Consider the following 16,484-nt stretch of genomic DNA (forward strand, 5'->3'; position numbering starts at 1 on the left):
TTATTTGCTGTTGTTACTGTATTCGCTCCAGTTCTTCGCAGCGGAAGCACCCGTACCGACAATCGACGCCGATGGCACCAATTGGCTGATGAAGCGGTTCCAGCGAGTCACGTTGGCAGGCCCGACATAGACAACGTCCTGAGGGCGCACTTCGAAGTGCGTGGCGAGCGCCATGGCGGTCGGCGATTGAGCGTTCAACTGGTAGATCTTCGCCGGCTCCACGTCGAGGTTTTCAACGCCGCGGATGACGTAGACCGCGTTGCCGTTGGAAGTGGTCTGACTCAAGCCGCCAACCGAGCCGAGGACATCGGACAGGTTCATGGTGGCGGTCTTGAAGCTCAACGCGCGCGGCTGGTTGACCTCGCCCATGACGTAGATGCGCTTGTTGTCGTTGTACGGCAGATACAACTGATCACCACCCTTGAGATAGACGCCCTGCAACTCGGAGTCCTGCTGGTTGAGCGAGTCGAGATTGAGCGGGTACACCCGCCCGTTGCGCGTCAGCGTCAGGCCGGACAAGTCAGCGTTGTTGGTATCGATTCCAGCGGAACCGAGGGCCTCGACCACGCTCAGCGGGTTGGTGGAAATCGCTTGCGGGCCACCCTTGGTCACGGCGCCGGTGACCACGACTTTCTGGCTGGCGAATCGCAGCACTGCGACATCTACCTGCGGCTCGGCGATAAACGCCGACAGCCGTTGTTCGATGTCTGCGCGCAGTTGCTGGATCGTACGCCCGGCAGCCTGGACTTCTTTGATGAAGGGGTAATACAGCGTGCCGTCGGCGCGCACCAGCCGTCCGTTGGCATCGATCTGTTGTTGCGCGCCGGACGGGGCTGTCAGTTCAGGGTGATCCCAGACCGTGATGTACAAGACATCGTTGTTACCGATGCGGTACTCGGCCGGAGTCGCCAACAGCTCCGCCGGCAGCGACTCACGCTTTTGCGTGGCGCGGGTGGTGGATATGAGCTTGGGGGTAATCGGGATCAGCTCGACCCTGCTGCTTTCACTGGCCCCTTGGCGGGTGATATCACTGGTGCTCAGGTATTGGCCGGGGGAAAACATGCAACCTTGTAAAGCGAGACTTGCCAACATTAAAAGAGAAAAACTACGAGTCATAATGGCACTACGCTATTCAAGGGCGAATCTAAAAAAGAAGTCACCCGACTTGCGTCGGGCGACCCTGTACTGCACTAACAAAACTTCTGTTAGTTGTGCGTGCCGGTGGTACCTGTGGTACCGGTCGTACCGGTGGTACCGCCGTTGGCACTGCCACCGCTGTTTGACGCCGCTATTGCACTGGCAACCATTGCAGTACTAGCTGCAGGGGCTTGAGAAGCCGCTACACTGCCAACTACATTGGTCACCGCAGTCAGCGGCGCTTCAGCTGCGGCAGCCCAGTTGCTCAACATCGTCAACAGGGCAACTGCCATCACTTTTCTCATATCAACTCCTTTCTAACATTCAACCCGATTAACACCGGGCGTTCCGTTAGAGGTGGTAGAGTTCAAGTCGCAAAAAGTGCGAACAAGATCCGTCATTCATTCACAGTCACTCCTGACTGATAAACGTCAAACGGCAGGTTTATATCTACGGATATGCAAAAGGCATTTCCAGTGTATTTTCCCGACGTTATCTAACAACCTGACTGGAAATAACATTGAGCCAAAACGACATCATCCGAGATAACCCTTGGGATGATTCGATTGCCAGCGCCAGGTGTCGGTCATCATTTGCTGCAAGTTGCGTGTTGCTTTCCAGCCCAACTCTTTCGCGGCCTTGGACGGATCAGCCCAGCTCTGGGCAACATCGCCCGAACGACGCGGCATCACGCGATACGGCACCGACTGCCCACTCGCTTGCTCGAAAGCCCGCAGCACTTGCATCACGCTGTAGCCATCGCCCGTACCGAGGTTCCAGGTATGAATGCCGGTACGCCCGGCGATGGACTGCAATGCCTTGAGATGCCCGTCCGCAAGGTCCACGACGTGGATGTAGTCACGCACGCCAGTGCCGTCGATCGTCGGGTAATCGTCACCGAAGATCGACAGCTCTTGCAGACTGCCGACCGCGACCTGGCTGATGTAAGGCACCAGGTTATTGGGAATGCCATTAGGGTCTTCACCCATCTGCCCGCTGTCATGCGCGCCGATTGGATTGAAATAGCGCAACAGCGCGATGCTCCAGCGCGGCTCCGCCAGGCTCAGGTCGCGCAGCACATTCTCGACGATCAGCTTCGATTGGCCGTAGGGATTGGTCGGATTGCCCGTGGGGAAATCCTCGCGAATCGGCATCTGATCCGGCGCGCCATAGACTGTGGCCGATGAACTGAACACCAGCCGGAACACCCCGGCAGCAGCCATCGCCTGACACAGCGTAATGCTGCCGCTGACGTTGGTCTCATAGTACTCAAGCGGCTTGCGCACGCTCTCGCCCACCGCCTTGAGCCCGGCAAAGTGCAGCACTGCATCAATGGCATGCTCTTGAAAAATCCGATCCAGCAAAGCCCTGTCGCACACATCGCCGCGAATCATCAACGCACTTTTGCCGCAAATGGCTTCAACCGCATGCAGCGCCGCATCACTGCTATTGCAAAGATTATCCAGCACTACAACTTCATAGCCTGCTTCAAGCAGCGCGAGTGTGGTGTGCGAGCCGATATATCCGGCTCCACCCGTTACCAGAATTTTCATAGTGCGGTCCATAGAGAGGAAAGTACTCAATAGCGTGTCAAGCCCCGTGTATTGAAGATGTGTCGTGAACCACACAAACAGGGCGACAACAACCTAAAACAAATTTAGTTCAACGACTGGCAATAAATATTTTTGCAGGTCAAACTGTATTGCCCGGTACTTATTAGCACTCCAACGCCTTCCTCACTATCAACAGATACCGACTAAAAATAACTAACAAGTATCTATCCGACATCTCATAACATTGGCGCATTCTGCCACTACCACTAATTGCCATTAACAACCTGACTCGGGTATTAAAGTACACCTTCAATACTCATTGAAACTTGCAATCACTCGTTATTGCGCGCACTCGTTGACGATGTGCCGTGACTGTCCAGGATACTTTTATGATTCGTAAATGTTTGTTCCCCGCTGCCGGCTATGGCACGCGTTTCTTGCCGGCAACCAAAGCCATGCCCAAGGAAATGCTGCCGATCGTCAACAAGCCGTTGATCGAGTACGCCGTTGAAGAAGCCCGGGACGCCGGCCTGCAGCACATGGCAATCGTCACCGGGCGGGGCAAGCGTGCACTGGAAGACCACTTCGACATCAGCTATGAACTGGAGCACCAGATTCGTGGCACCGAGAAAGAGAAGTTCCTCGCTGGCACCCGCGAACTCATCGACACCTGCACCTTCTCCTATACCCGTCAGGTCGAAATGAAAGGCCTGGGCCACGCGATTCTCAGCGGCCGCCCATTGATCGGCGATGAGCCCTTCGCGGTGGTGCTGGCCGATGACCTGTGCCTGAACCTGCAAGGTGACGGCGTGCTCACGCAGATGATCCAGCTCTACAAAAAATTCCGCTGCTCAATCGTGGCCATTCAGGAAGTGCCGCGCGACCAGACTCACAAGTACGGCGTAATTGCTGGCGAGCTGATCTCCGAAGGCATCTACCGGGTCAACAACATGGTGGAAAAACCCAGCCCGCAAGACGCCCCGTCCAATCTGGCGATCATCGGCCGCTACATTCTGACGCCGGATATCTTCGACCTCATCGCCGACACCCAACCCGGCAAAGGTGGCGAGATCCAGATCACCGACGCATTGATGAAGCAGGCCCAGAACGGCTGCGTGCTGGCCTACAAGTTCAAAGGCATGCGCTTCGATTGCGGCGGCGCGGAGGGCTATCTCGAAGCGACCAATTTTTGCTACGACAACGTGTACCTCAAGGGTCTCTGACCTGGCCCAAGCCGATCCAACGCTCCACACCAACCACACGCCCACTCTTCATTCAGGCAAGCCATCATGAACAACGCAAAACACTCGGCAGACAATGAACTGGAGGTGGGCAACCTCGGCGTGATGACCTGGTTGTCGCGCCATCAGCCATTACCCAGCGCCAATGAGCCCTGGTTGGGCAGCACGCTGCTGGTGGAACGGATCGGCATGTTTCCCTCGTCCGGAGACATTCGCCGGCCGATACGCAACCCCTACCCCCTCCTCGCCCACTTGAAAAAGCTGTATGGCGATCAGGCTCTGGAAGTCGACGACCGCGATGGCTTGAAAGTGATTTTCAGCGACTGGCGGTTCCGGGTGCGCATTTGCTGCAACGAACCGGCCATCATCATCAATGTGGAAACCCGCTGCGCCACGCAATTGATGCCGCTCAAAACGGCAGAACTGCTGAGTCATTTGCAGCACTTCGAAACAGCTCTCCTGTAGGAGCGAGCCTGCTCGCGATGGTCGTCAACGATAACGCGCGCATCCTGAAGGACTACGGTGTTATTGAGTTTTTCGCGAGCAGGCTCGCTCCTGCAGTTCTGTGGCAACAGCAGTCAAAGCGACGCGTCGCAACGGTCCTGCCCGCCCACCATCCAGCGATAGAAGTAATCGGCAATCACCCGCCCACCCGTGGCCGGAATCGGATGAATCTTGTCCGGGCCGATCATGGCGGCGGCATAGCGTTTGACGTCGGGTCCGAACGCGCACTGCAAATCGAGATAACCCAGATGCTCCGCCTGCGCCCAGGGCTGCAACACCTGCGCATACGCCGACATCGGGTAAGCACTGGAGCGTGTGGTGTCCTGACGCAGGATCAGATTGATGCTCGCCTTCGGCTGGATCTGGCGCACCATCCCCACCAGCCCTTGAACGTTCTTCAGATACTGCTCGGGTTTGACGCCGAAGCCTTGATCGTTGCCACCGAGCATGATCAGGTAAATGTCCGCAGGAATGCTCGACACCGCCGCCTTCCACTGCGTCTGCCAGTGGCTATCGCTGTGGTAGAAGTCCCCGGATGCGGCGCCGGAGGCTGCCAGCTTGGAAACCCGCACGCCGCCCTGATCGTTGTTCATCCACAGACCGAACAGGGTTGGCGTGCCCTTCACCACTTCCAGCCGGAACGCCCAGTCCGGCGCCGGCGATACGCCGGGCAGCGGCACCTCCTGAACCCCTGAGCCGGCGAGTGTCAAGCGTTGCCAGTCTTGCGACGGGGTCCAGCGGTAGCGGATCTCGTTGGGCTCGCCGTTGCCCAGGTAAAGCAATTTCGCCTGAGTCACGGCGGTGCTGATGGCCGGCGTCGGGCTGGCATCGATCTGCAGCCATGCGCCGGGGCGGCCCATTACCGTGCGGCTGTCGGGACTGGCCTGGCCGAGGCCGGACACTTGCCAATCCCCGCCGAAGTACTTTTCACTGCTGCGGGTGTATTTGAAATGCGTGCCACCCAGCGCCGCGCCGTGGTTGAAGCCGACATAGCCAGGGCCGGCAAAACCAACCTCCCCGGCCACGCGCTGCACCAGTTTGTTCAGATAAAAATCCTGCCCGGCGCTGTAGCTGTCGCCGATCACCGAGATCGACAGTACCTGGCCAGCCTTGCCTTCACGCCACTGAGCAAACCGCTCGCGCGCGTCGCCAACCTCAATCACCGACGCAGCAACGGGCTGAATGTCATCAACTGCCAACATGCATTGCTTCCTTCCCTCGGACAATCATTGGGTCTGCGCCACCGGAGCGATGCTCGCCGCAGGCTTTTTTGTCGCAGCACGCTCACCCAGAAACAGCACGGAGGTGAAGTTGAATCGACTGAAAATCATCGAAAGCACCACCGGTCCCAGCAAACCACAAGTCACGCCGCCGAACACCAGCAGACTCTCATCCTTCACACCCAACCGCCCCAGGACAAACCGCGATGTCGCCGCAAACAAAACATGGAACAGGAAGATCGCATAGGAATAGCCGCCCAGCCAGGTCAGTGCCTTCGAACGCAGGTCACTCGCCAGCAGCGCCATGCAGGACACGCAACCCACCGTCAAACCGATCAGGCTGCGGCGGTCGACGATCAACTCCCGGTCGACCGCCGCCACGTACAGCAGCGTTAGCGTGATCATCACGAACACCAGCGGGCCAATCACCTTGAACCGCTGCTTCAACGCGCTGACATTTTCCTGGCCGATCATCCCCGCCACAAAAAACGGTAGCAGATAGATCGCGCCGTTGATGCCGAAGGCATCGAGCGTGAATGGCGGCAGCAAAAACACCACCGCCGCAAAGGCGAACAGCAGATTCAAGCGCGTCGCGGTGCGCAACAGCCCACGCCACTCCAGCAGGCCGACAAACATGAAAATGATGAACACCGCCTGCAGGAACCAGAAGTGGTTGATCGGTACCCAGAACGACAACAACGCGTCGATCACGCCGACATCCTTGTTCACGCCCGGGCCAACCGCCTGCAACACCGAGAACGGTATGCCTACGCAAAACAGCGGCACGATCAACCGTCGAACCTTGCCGCTGAAGAATGCGGAAAGGTCATTGCCGCGGATTTTGTAGATGGAGTAGATGTAGCCCGAGATGAAGGTGAACAGCGGCATGCGCACATACACCATGGAGTCGGCGATCACCCGGAACGGCGAGCCCAGGTCGATCTTCAAGCCGCCGCCCAGTGGGCCGATGACGTGATAGAGCACCAGCAGCAGGCACGCCAGACCGCGCAGGGTTTCGATCTCCAGGGACTTTTTCTTGCTCGACATAAAACAAGCCTCAATTCAGAACGCGTGATTCAACCTGTACCGGTTTGTTTGCCCGCAACATCAATCCCAGGCCCACGAACAACACAGGCACCACCATCGAGAAGTGCCGGGCAAAGGAGCCGAAGTCCGGCTCGAACAGGCCTTGAACCAGCAGGAATGCCAGCGGAATCGCGATCAGTTCCTTAGGCTTGGTCTGGATCGGCGCACCCTTGTAATCGGTCGAGGTGATGACCTTGAACAGCAGCAACGCGGTCATGATCATCAACGCCACGAAGATCACCTGGCCCGGCCCCGACAGCAAAATCAGCTCCACGGGGAACGACAACCGAAAAAAGATGATCATCGAGTCCAGGGCCTGGGAAACGAAGTCGCTGCCGCTGAGCCACGAAACGATCAACGACTTGGAACCCTCCTCCCCCGCCGTGCGCAGTTCGTTGTTGCTGGCGCGAATCGACGACACCGGAAAGCCCAGCGCGACCTGGATCGCCATGGCGACCGCCAGGTAGAACAGAAACAGCATCAGGAAGAAGGTGAAGCGCGAGACGTATTTCTTCATCACGCAGACGCCGACCCAGGACAGTGAAAACAGAATCCAGTAAGGCCGGATCAGCACGCCGTAGATCACTGCCGAAAGGAAAAATCCGCCGCGATATTTGCGCGTCAACGAACTGAGCAGAATGCTCAACACCGCCACCGACACGATGATTTCCTTGGTCAGGTTCTCCAGGAAAAACGAACGGACAATGCCCCACAGACACAGAGTGCCGAAAATCGCCAACGGCATGCGGCGAAACACCACCACCGGAATCGCCGTGAGCAAAAAATTGCAGAACATGCCGTAGGCCCAGGCATTGGTCAGGTTGATCCCGGTGGGCCGCAACAGGAATGCCGAACACTCATAGGAAGAGCGATCCGGCGAGAACGGGTTCCAGAAATTGCAGTTGTCGGCTCGCGCGTAGGACGACCACAAGGTCATGGCATCAGGGCCGGGAGCGCGTGGGACCAACATCGGCATGGCCACCGACAGGAACAACCCGGTAAACAGAATCAGGAAGGAAATCGATGAGTCGAGCTTCTTGCCGCGGAACTCGATGCACGGCAGCTTCAGGCCCATGACAGTGCTGCCTTTTTTGCGCCGGTCATACGGGTCAACAGCGCAATGACCCCGAGCTGCACAATGATTGCGAAAACGTTGCCCCAGGCGGCGCCGTAGATCGAATAGTGCTTGATCAGCAGGTAGCTGACCGGCACTGAAACCAGCAGGCATATGACTGCGCTCGCCAATGACACCCGACTGTTTTTCGAGGCGATCAACCCACCCCAGACGATGTCGCCGATTGCGCGCAAGGCAAAGGAAAAAATCAGCACGCCGAGGATTGCGTTGTCCGGTCGCGGAACCGCCGCGCCGACATAATCGAGCAGAACATTGAAGAACAGATAAATCAGCACCGCCACCGCGGCAGACACCACCAGCGAGCGCATCACCCATTTGTTGACGAACAATTGCCTGACCGTGAACGGCTGTTGGTCCGCCTGAAACCGCTTGGCGAGCACCGGAATACCCACTACTGCCACCACCGCGTAGGACAGCGCTTGCAAGGTGTTGGCCGCCGACCAGGCGTATACGTATTTACCGAGGCTGGCGTAGGGCTCCAGATCGATGATCAGAAAGCGCTCGGCGTACTGGCTGAGCGCGATCAAGCCTGTGCCAAGATAGAACGGCAGCCCGGCCTTCCACACGGTTGCGGTGGCCAGCGTGCCACTGACCCGGCCTTTGTGCACGTTCACCACAATCAGATAACCGGCGACGATCACCAACACGTTCGCCGCCACCCAAAGCCACAACACACTGGCGATGCCGGACACCCAGCCGAGCATCATCCCGCCCACCGCCAGCACCGCCCACAGACCGGTCTTGACGAAAAACAGCAATGCACCCGCCGTGGCTTTCTGCGCGGAAAACACGAAGGAATTGATTTCGAAGGACAGGTGTTCGGTGAGCAGTACCAGCGTCACACAGAGGATCAGCGCAGTCGTCGCCTCGACGGCCTGGAACAGCGAGTAAACCAGCACTGTCACCACCGACAGCAGCAACCCCACCGCCAGATACAACAGCAAAACCTTGTCGACCACCCGCCGCGACGTCCCACCCACGCTGATCAATCGATTGATCTCGGAACTGAACCCGACGCTGTAGAACTTCGAGGCGATCAACGACGCCGCGACCACCACGCCGTAAAAGCCCAGTGCTTCATAACCCAGGTAATGGGTGATGGCCAACACCAGCAAAAACTTCGCGCCTAATGCCCCGCCGCGAAGCAACAGCCGAAATATCATCGAACGATACCTTTGATGATCTCGTCCATGGCCACGGTTTTCGCTTCGATCTCGCGGCAGGTATCGGTCAGGCGTTTGCCGAAATTCGACAGTGCATTCGGTGCGTAGACCGTGTTGATGATGGTATCGACATCAATGTCGCCGCCATTGATCACCCAGTCTTCCACGCCCATGTCCTGATAGGCGCCGAAGCCTTTGCGCTCGTAACTGATGTGGTACGCCGGGACACCGGAAAGCAGCGATTCGATGGCGCCGTGCAGGCGCACGGAAATCACCAGGTCCGGCTGGTATTTGGCCAGTGTCGCCTTCAATGGCAGCAGGTCTTCGGTAATGCCCAACTCGCGATAAAACGCGCCGTCATCGTTGCCGCGTACCGCGCTTTGCACGGCGCACACCACCTTGCTTTTGTTCTTCAGGCGCTGCAGCAGCAACTTCAGGTTGGCCACATAGGCGAGCTTCTTTTCCTTGCTCCACTCCGGCGGCTTGCGCAGCACCACGCACACCGTTGCCGGCGACGATGCGCAACGGGTGAACTTGGGTTGCGCGAGGATTTTGCTCGCCAGGGACTGGACTGCCAGGTCCGGCGCACGGTAGACATTTTCGTAAGCATCAAAGATCGCCGAGGAGCGATTGTCCCGCACGAACACCGCGTCGGCGCTGGCGTAATGCTCGACGATCCTGCGGCTCTCGCCGTGGAACGGCCCAATGCTTTGCGGCAGGTAAACCGACGGCACTTTGCTGAGGATTGCCGTTTCCAGTTGCTTGGCGTGCCCCAGTTTCAGCTTGATGTGTTCGAAGGCACTTTTGGAGCGCATGTAGCCGCCGCCGACACCGACGATCAGGTCGGTTTTTTCCAACAGATCCGCCAGGCCTGCGTAGGACTGGTTGAGGAACACCGCTTGCTTGACCCGACCCAAGCCTTTGGCCGCCATCACCGGGGCCTCAAAGCGCGGGTGTGGCAAGTAGCTGAAGGACTGCGGATCGGAGGCCACCACGCTGATCGAAGTGTCTTCGCCGAAGTTTCGCTGCACCAACTCAATGGCCAAATCGACGAGCAGCCCGTCACCGGAGTTGGACGCACTGTAGCCATGCAAAATCGTTACGTTCATATGCTTGAGTTCTACTTAAAAAGAGGGAGCGCGATACAGGTCATAGGTCTGGCGAATCATCAAGGCGGCGCTGAAACGCTCGCGCACGATGCTGCGCCCTTCGCTGCCAAGGTCGAGCAAGCGCGGCTTCTGGATTTTCTTCAACACATCGGCCAACGCGTGGTGGTCGCCGCTGGGAAAGACGTAGCCGGACACCTCATCAGTGACGAGTTCGGGCAGCGACGTGCAATTGCTGGCGATCACCGGCAAGCCCATGGCCATGCCTTCCAGCGGCACCATGGCGAAGCCTTCCCAACGACTGGGCACAATCAGCGCATCGGCTTTCTGATACAGCACCTGCACTTCGTTCGGCGTGACCCAAGGCAGGTATTCAACGGCGTCCATCGGCGGACACTCGACCGAATCCTCGTTGACCGCACTGCCAACCACCGTCAGTTTCAAGTCGTTGCGCTGCACCTTGGCGAAGGCCTTGAGCAACACATCGAAGCCTTTCTGATAGTCGAGCCGACCGACGAAGAGCAAATGAATCGGCTCGGGGCTGCTGGTTTTCGGCGCGTCATCCTTGCGGTGAATGCCGTTGTAGATCAGCTTCATGCGTTTGCGCTCGATGCCAAACCGCGCGGCTTTGTCCAGCTCGTACTGGCTGACGCAAATGATCACGTCGGTGACTTTCTGCAACATCCGCTCGATCGATGCATAGACCTTCTGCTTGATCGGCGAGCTTTCCATCAGGAACGAAAACGCATGCGGGCAGTAGACGATTTTCGGCTTGCGCCACGGTCGCAACAGCACGCAGACACAACGGCCGATCACCCCGGAAAACGTGCTGTGCAAATGCACCACATCGGGCTTTTCCTTGAGCATCACCTGGGTCAGACGCCAGGCGAAGCGCAGCAACGACGGCACATTGCGCCCGGAGCGGGCAAAGGTGCGGATCTGCTGCGCTTGGATGCCGTGCAGTTCTTTTTCCTGATCCTGCGGGACCAGATACACCAGTTCGTAGTTCGCGACGTCATCGTCCGGCGAAGCCGAAATAGTGCGGATAACGGTCGCGACGCCACCTTTGATCGTCTCTGCCACGTGCAGTATTTTTTTCACAGTTCACCCACTTCAAACATGAAAGGACAATCGTCAAAACTCAGGACTTGTCGGACGCGTATTCGTAGCTGTAGTAGCCGTAACCGCCGTTGCCGTAATAGCTGGCCGCACGTTTTTCGACGCCGTTGAACACCGCACCTTTCAACTCGATGCCGTTCTGCGCGAAGCGGCGAATCGTCAGTTCGATTTCTTTGGCCGGGTTCACCCCGAAGCGCGTGACAATCAGGCTGATGCCCGCTTCACGACCGACAATCGCCGCATCGGTCACGGCCAACAGCGGCGGCGTATCGATGATCACCAGGTCGTAAAGCTCGCTGAGTTGCGCCAGCAGTTCGCGAAAGTTGGCGTGCATCAACAGCTCGGAAGGATTGGGCGGGACCTGGCCACGACTGATGAAATGCAGGTTGTCGACTTCGACTTTGTTGATCGCCTGCTCGATGCTGCAGCGCTTGACCAGCAGGTCCGACAAACCATTGGTGATCGGTGTGTTCAGGGTTTTGTGCAAATGACCTTTGCGCATGTCGGCATCGATCAGCACCACGCGCTGCCCGCTTTGCGCCATCACCGCTGCGAGGTTGGAGGACACGAACGTCTTGCCGACCTGCGGGCTCGGGCCGGAAATCATGATGCGGTTGTTGGTCGAATCGAGCCCGGCAAAATGCAGGCAGGTACGCAAGCTGCGAATCGACTCGATCGACAGATCCGTCGGGTTGCGCAGGGCCAGCAGGTAGGCCGGTTTGTCCACGCCGTCCCGGGCACGACCTTTTTTGCTGTCCTCTTCCTGCTGCAATGCGCTGTAGGGAATCGACGCGTAAACCGGCAGGCCGAGTTGTTCGATGGCTTCCGGCCCTTCCAGTCCGCGACTCAAGGATTTTCGCAGCAACACCAGCGCCACCCCGAAGAAGGCGCCAAGGAAGGTTGCAATCAGCACGATCAAGGGTTTGCGCGGCTTGACCGGATTGGTCATGTCGACATCCGCAGTGTCGATCAACCGCACGTTGCCCACCGCCCCTGCCCGGACAATGTCCAGTTCCTGGGATTTGTTCAGCAGTTGCGTATAAATCTGCGACGCCACTTCCACATCGCGGGTCAGGTTGAGCAATTCCTGTTGCGTGGCGGGCAGGTCCTGGGCCTTGCTCTCCAGTGCCTTCTGTTGCTGGGTCAGCTCGCCGAGCTGGGTCATCAGCGCGCGGTACGCTGGATGCTGTTTGGTGAACTTGCGGTCCAGCTCCGCCTGTTGCATTTTCAGTTCGGAGATCCGCGTGTCGAGGCTGACAACCTGTTCCAGCACCGATTGGGTTTCGAGGGAAATATTGACCGTCTTGCCACGGGTTTGATAACCGTTGAGTGCATCGCTGGCCTTGGCCAGATCACGCTTGACCTGCGGCAATTGGCCTTGCAGGAACTCCAGGCTCTGCGCCGCTTCCGCCGAGGTGCGTTGCACGTTCTGCTGCACATACAACGAAGAGATCTTGTTGAGGATTTTCACGGCCTCGGCCGCATCGGTGCTGGCCAGGGCCAAACGGATGATTCCCGATTCCTTGCCTTGCTCGGAAATATCCAGCGCATCCTGGTAACCCTGAATGGTCACGATCCGCGGATTGCGCACTACTTCGAAACGCGTGCCGGGGTTTGCCGACAGCTGAGCGATCAAGCCTTCCACGTCGTCCTGTTTGAACGCTTGGCCAGCGACGCCGTCGACCAGCAGGTTGTCGTTTTCATCGAACAACTGGAACCGTTGCTGCTCACCGGCGACCAGCGTGAGTTTCTTGCCGAGCAGTTCTTTTGGCAGATTGAGCCGGCTGATCTCCAGTCGCTCACCACCCCAGGCGTAGCTGTTGAGACCGAAACGCGGGGCCGCGACACTGAACTCGGTTTCGCCGCGATAACGTCGGGCAAGAAAACCGCCGATGACCGGGAAGGTATTGGGGGTGACATCGATATCCAGGCGCAGGTCATCGACCGTTTTGCCGATCACCGCGCGGGACTTGATGATGCCGATTTCGGTCACCGAGGGCGATTGCCCGCCGAGCATGCTGTTGAGATCGGAAAACCCGAGCATGTCGTTCTTCTTCGGCTCGACCTGCACCAGCGCGTTCGCCAGGTACACCGGTGTCGCCAAAACCGCATAGGCAACGCCGGTCACCATAAAGGCTCCGGTGAGCGCGCCGATCAACCATTTCTGATCGATCAAACTGCCAAATATACCGAGAAGATCAATGCTGTCTTGATCGTTGTCGCGGGTGCCGATTACGGACGGTAACTGCATAAGTCTGTTCTTACCATTCATTGATCTGAAGAATATTCATCAACGCGCGAGGCGTTGCGCCCATGAGCTAACAGCATCTTCAATCAATGCATGGGCATGAATAAAAGCGGCCTTGCCTTGACGATATGGATCTTGTATTTCGCGCTCGCTCTGCCATTTACCGAGCAGAAAGACTTTGCCTCTGGCGTGAGAGGCAATATTCAATACTTGTTTTACATGCTGTTTTTCCATGACCAGAATCAGGTCTGACTCATTGACGATGTCGGGCGTCAATTGCCGCGCCTTGAAGGCTTCGGCACAGTGCCCACGGTCTTCGAGAATCTGCCGGGCTGACGCTTCCATGGACTCGCCCACCCTTGCGGACAGCCCTGCGGAGGCCACTGCGATCGTTGTAGAGGCCAGCGCGTCACGCAGCAAAAGCTCTGCTGTCGGACTTCGGCATATATTGCCCACGCAGACGACCAGGATCTTTTTGAACAAGATTTTACTTTCCCGAGTAATGTCAAACGGCCAACATGTCGCGAGGGTTTTAATGAACCCCACGAATCTTCCTGAACTCAGAAATAGATTCACCTGTTAGTACCGAAGCATTAAGTACCACAGCACTTAAAAGGCACCCAACCACAATTAGCGGACTAAAAATAACTGTGATTTTCAGCTGATAGATTTCCGACAAAAAATAACATTCACGCACTTCATACCTGCTTCATTATCGAAACATGAGTAAAGAGATATCTATTCGAAGTTGTCACTTCTCATCAGGAGAGCAGACATGAAATCAGCACATCTCAAACGACTCGGCGCGCTAAGCCTGATCGCGCTGGGTGCAACGACTCAGGTTCAAGCCAGCGAACTGTTCCCTAACCTGCCTACCAAGACCATTGGTGTGCAGGTCAAGATCCAGAGCTTTTCCGCTGCCGACGCCGCGCAGATCAAAGCAGCGGGGTTCAGCTTTGTACGCTTCGGTGTATGGAGCGACAGCCTGACTGCTGCGGCCTATCAGAAACAGGTCAGCGATGCCTTTGCGGCGGCCAGGTCCGCTGGCCTGCCGGTTTTGCTCACCGTACGCGCCATCAAGCCGTTGATGGCCGCGACAGGCAATATCAGTGAGCTGACAACGGCTGGCGAATCGTTTGCCAACACGGTGTCGAGACTGGAAACCTCCTACAGCACGCAGCTGGTGGCGATTGAAATCTGGAATGAACCCGATCTTGAGACCTATTGGCCGACACGCAATTTCGACACGACATTCGTGCCGTTCATGAGCGCCATGTGCAAGTCGCTGCAAGACAAACCGCAATCGGCGCCACGGGTCGGCTTCGGCTTCGCCCGCCCACCGACTGCGGGCTCCGCCTCGACGGTCGCGCTGAACCGCATCGTCAGCGAATACCCGAAATGCCTGAATGCCATCTCCTACCACCCCTATGGCATGACGAGCACCCAGATCAGCAACGCACAGACGTTTATCCAGCAAAACTTCCATTTGCCGGGCGTCATCAGTGAATGGGGTGTTTCGGCGCTCACTTCCAATGGTGGTGCTGAAGGACAAGCCAGCAAAATCGCTTCGTTCATTGCCGATGTGAAACGGCTGAATATCCCGCTGACCTCCATCTACGAATGGAGAAACACTGAATCGGGCAGCAATGACCGGGAGAAGAATTTCGGCCTGCTGACCTCCGACGGCCAACCCAAACCGGCGAAAATCACAGTCGAAACCCACCTGAACGCCGAGTAGCCACCGTGCAATCGCGACCGGTCTGTTCGCAGGTCGGTTGCTTTGAACCTGTGAGCTGTTTTGGCATCGTATTCATCGATACCTCGCCCCGCCTTTAAAACAATCGTTGTCTGGTTGTTGCCGCAGGGGCCATCGATACACGTACACACCCTTGAGTGGCTGTCAGCGCTCGGGTAATGTCATCAGACCCACAGGACAGAGCACGCCCATGACTTCCAAGCTGGAACAACTCAAACAAATGACCACCGTGGTTGCCGACACCGGCGACTTCGAAGCGATCGCTCGCGTTAAGCCGGTAGACGCCACCACCAACCCTTCCCTGCTGCTCAAGGCTGCGGCCATCCCCGCTTATGCCGAACTGCTGAACGCTTGCGTCAATGACTGCAAGGGCGATGTAGGCCTGGCCAGCGACCGATTCGGCGTCGCGGTGGGGCAAGAAATCCTCAAGGTCATTCCGGGCCGTATTTCCACCGAAGTGGATGCACGCCTGTCGTTCGACACCGATGCCGTGCTCAAGCGTGCGCACCGCCTGATCGAACTGTACGAAAAGGCCGGCATTGGCCGCGACCGCGTGCTGATCAAGATCGCCTCCACCTGGGAAGGCATCCGCGCTGCCGAGATCCTGGAAAAGGAAGGCATCCAGACCAACCTGACCCTGCTGTTCTCTTTCGCCCAGGCCGCGGCTTGTGCCGACGCCGGGGTGTTCCTGATTTCGCCGTTCGTGGGCCGCATCTACGACTGGTACAAGAAAGCCACCGGTAACGAGTTCACCGGCGCGGATGATCCGGGCGTGCAATCGGTGACGCGTATCTACAACTACTACAAGGCCAATGACTACAAAACCGTGGTCATGGGCGCCAGCTTCCGCAACCTGAGCCAGATCGAACAACTGGCCGGCTGCGATCGTCTGACCATCAGCCCGGACCTGATCGACAAGCTGGCGGCGGACACCGGCAAGCTGGAGCGCAAACTGGCGCCGGGTCACGCCGGTGAAGCACGCCTGAACCTCAACGAAGCACAGTTCCGCTGGCTGTCCAACGAAGACGCCATGGCGACCGAAAAACTGGCTGAGGGCATTCGTCAGTTTGCTCGTGACCAGGAAAAACTCGAGGCACTGCTGCAAGCCAAGCTGTGATCTGAGTTGGCGTAATGCAAAAAAGGGCGAACCCTGGTGGGTTCGCCCTTTTTTATGGTGCTGTGGCAAATGAGATGTGTGGCGAGGGAGCTTGCTCCC

The 16,484-nt window shown here is 57.6% G+C and carries 15 protein-coding genes; 4 read left to right on the forward strand and 11 right to left on the reverse strand.

Going from position 1 to position 16,484, the window contains the following annotated elements; genetic code table 11:
- The 3 genes from D8U69_RS10065 to galE all read right to left on the reverse strand — a co-directional run bounded on the left by D8U69_RS10065 (window position 1) and on the right by galE (window position 2,690).
- The gene (locus tag D8U69_RS10065) at window positions 1-1,062 is read right to left on the reverse strand and encodes a polysaccharide biosynthesis/export family protein (RefSeq protein WP_056857056.1); all 1,062 of its coding nucleotides are present in this window, start codon (window positions 1,060-1,062) and stop codon (window positions 1-3) included.
- Window positions 1,063-1,205: 143 nt separating this feature from the next.
- The gene (locus D8U69_RS10070) at window positions 1,206-1,442 is read right to left on the reverse strand and encodes a hypothetical protein (protein WP_056857055.1); all 237 of its coding nucleotides are present in this window, start codon (window positions 1,440-1,442) and stop codon (window positions 1,206-1,208) included.
- A 231-nt stretch (window positions 1,443-1,673) separates the two neighbouring features.
- Window positions 1,674-2,690 (reverse strand): UDP-glucose 4-epimerase GalE, encoded by a 1,017-nt coding sequence (gene galE, locus D8U69_RS10075; protein ID WP_130907234.1) that lies wholly within the window; start codon window positions 2,688-2,690, stop codon window positions 1,674-1,676.
- A 389-nt stretch (window positions 2,691-3,079) separates the two neighbouring features.
- On the opposite strand from galE, the gene galU reads away from it, so the two are divergent.
- Both galU and D8U69_RS10085 read left to right on the forward strand, forming a co-directional pair.
- Entirely contained in the window at window positions 3,080-3,913 is an 834-nt protein-coding gene (gene galU / locus D8U69_RS10080) for a UTP--glucose-1-phosphate uridylyltransferase GalU (protein ID WP_056857053.1), read from the forward strand.
- Between the two features lie 66 nt (window positions 3,914-3,979).
- The gene (locus tag D8U69_RS10085; protein ID WP_130903733.1) at window positions 3,980-4,396 is read left to right on the forward strand and encodes a mannose-1-phosphate guanylyltransferase; all 417 of its coding nucleotides are present in this window, start codon (window positions 3,980-3,982) and stop codon (window positions 4,394-4,396) included.
- Between the two features lie 113 nt (window positions 4,397-4,509).
- On the opposite strand, the gene D8U69_RS10095 is transcribed toward D8U69_RS10085, so the two are convergent.
- Genes D8U69_RS10095 through D8U69_RS10130 form a run of 8 tightly spaced genes read right to left on the reverse strand, consistent with a single transcriptional unit; the run spans window position 4,510 to window position 13,995 of the window.
- The gene (locus D8U69_RS10095; protein WP_130907235.1) at window positions 4,510-5,637 is read right to left on the reverse strand and encodes a GDSL-type esterase/lipase family protein; all 1,128 of its coding nucleotides are present in this window, start codon (window positions 5,635-5,637) and stop codon (window positions 4,510-4,512) included.
- Between the two features lie 24 nt (window positions 5,638-5,661).
- On the reverse strand, window positions 5,662-6,702 hold the full coding sequence (locus tag D8U69_RS10100; RefSeq protein ID WP_130907236.1) for an acyltransferase: 1,041 nt from the start codon (window positions 6,700-6,702) through the stop codon (window positions 5,662-5,664).
- A gap of 10 nt (window positions 6,703-6,712) precedes the next feature.
- On the reverse strand, window positions 6,713-7,816 hold the full coding sequence (locus D8U69_RS10105) for a hypothetical protein (protein ID WP_056857049.1): 1,104 nt from the start codon (window positions 7,814-7,816) through the stop codon (window positions 6,713-6,715).
- Complete coding sequence (locus D8U69_RS10110) at window positions 7,807-9,039, reverse strand: polysaccharide biosynthesis C-terminal domain-containing protein (protein WP_130907237.1); 1,233 nt, start codon at window positions 9,037-9,039, stop codon at window positions 7,807-7,809. The genes D8U69_RS10105 and D8U69_RS10110 overlap by 10 nt, the downstream gene beginning before the upstream one ends.
- Window positions 9,036-10,148, reverse strand: coding sequence for a polysaccharide pyruvyl transferase family protein (locus D8U69_RS10115; protein ID WP_130907238.1), 1,113 nt, complete (start codon window positions 10,146-10,148; stop codon window positions 9,036-9,038). Before D8U69_RS10115 ends, D8U69_RS10110 begins: the two co-directional genes overlap by 4 nt.
- Before the next feature lie 15 nt (window positions 10,149-10,163).
- Entirely contained in the window at window positions 10,164-11,246 is a 1,083-nt protein-coding gene (locus D8U69_RS10120; protein WP_056857046.1) for a glycosyltransferase, read from the reverse strand.
- Window positions 11,247-11,286: 40 nt separating this feature from the next.
- Window positions 11,287-13,515: a polysaccharide biosynthesis tyrosine autokinase gene (locus D8U69_RS10125; RefSeq protein ID WP_130907239.1), complete on the reverse strand. Its 2,229-nt coding sequence runs from the start codon at window positions 13,513-13,515 to the stop codon at window positions 11,287-11,289.
- A 39-nt stretch (window positions 13,516-13,554) separates the two neighbouring features.
- A complete protein-coding gene (locus D8U69_RS10130; RefSeq protein WP_056857102.1) occupies window positions 13,555-13,995 on the reverse strand; it encodes a low molecular weight protein-tyrosine-phosphatase in 441 nt (146 codons plus the stop codon).
- A 292-nt stretch (window positions 13,996-14,287) separates the two neighbouring features.
- Here D8U69_RS10130 and D8U69_RS10135 point away from each other — a divergent pair, with 292 nt between their 5' ends.
- Window positions 14,288-15,250, forward strand: coding sequence for a glycosyl hydrolase family 5 (locus D8U69_RS10135; protein ID WP_056857044.1), 963 nt, complete (start codon window positions 14,288-14,290; stop codon window positions 15,248-15,250).
- A 208-nt stretch (window positions 15,251-15,458) separates the two neighbouring features.
- A complete protein-coding gene (tal, locus tag D8U69_RS10140) occupies window positions 15,459-16,385 on the forward strand; it encodes a transaldolase (RefSeq protein ID WP_056857043.1) in 927 nt (308 codons plus the stop codon).
- Window positions 16,386-16,484 lie beyond the last annotated feature (99 nt).

This window comes from Pseudomonas sp. Sample_16 (assembly GCF_004307665.1).
Classification (GTDB): Bacteria; Pseudomonadota; Gammaproteobacteria; order Pseudomonadales; family Pseudomonadaceae; genus Aquipseudomonas.

Coding starts and splice junctions, on each gene's coding strand:
- D8U69_RS10065 (WP_056857056.1), bottom strand. CDS start 1,062: ATGTTTTCCCCCGGCCAATACCTGAGCACCAGTGATATCACCCGCCAA.
- D8U69_RS10070 (WP_056857055.1), bottom strand. CDS start 1,442: ATGAGAAAAGTGATGGCAGTTGCCCTGTTGACGATGTTGAGCAACTGG.
- galE (WP_130907234.1), bottom strand. CDS start 2,690: ATGAAAATTCTGGTAACGGGTGGAGCCGGATATATCGGCTCGCACACC.
- galU (WP_056857053.1), top strand. CDS start 3,080: ATGATTCGTAAATGTTTGTTCCCCGCTGCCGGCTATGGCACGCGTTTC.
- D8U69_RS10085 (WP_130903733.1), top strand. CDS start 3,980: ATGAACAACGCAAAACACTCGGCAGACAATGAACTGGAGGTGGGCAAC.
- D8U69_RS10095 (WP_130907235.1), bottom strand. CDS start 5,637: ATGTTGGCAGTTGATGACATTCAGCCCGTTGCTGCGTCGGTGATTGAG.
- D8U69_RS10100 (WP_130907236.1), bottom strand. CDS start 6,702: ATGTCGAGCAAGAAAAAGTCCCTGGAGATCGAAACCCTGCGCGGTCTG.
- D8U69_RS10105 (WP_056857049.1), bottom strand. CDS start 7,816: ATGGGCCTGAAGCTGCCGTGCATCGAGTTCCGCGGCAAGAAGCTCGAC.
- D8U69_RS10110 (WP_130907237.1), bottom strand. CDS start 9,039: ATGATATTTCGGCTGTTGCTTCGCGGCGGGGCATTAGGCGCGAAGTTT.
- D8U69_RS10115 (WP_130907238.1), bottom strand. CDS start 10,148: ATGAACGTAACGATTTTGCATGGCTACAGTGCGTCCAACTCCGGTGAC.
- D8U69_RS10125 (WP_130907239.1), bottom strand. CDS start 13,515: ATGCAGTTACCGTCCGTAATCGGCACCCGCGACAACGATCAAGACAGC.
- D8U69_RS10135 (WP_056857044.1), top strand. CDS start 14,288: ATGAAATCAGCACATCTCAAACGACTCGGCGCGCTAAGCCTGATCGCG.
- tal (WP_056857043.1), top strand. CDS start 15,459: ATGACTTCCAAGCTGGAACAACTCAAACAAATGACCACCGTGGTTGCC.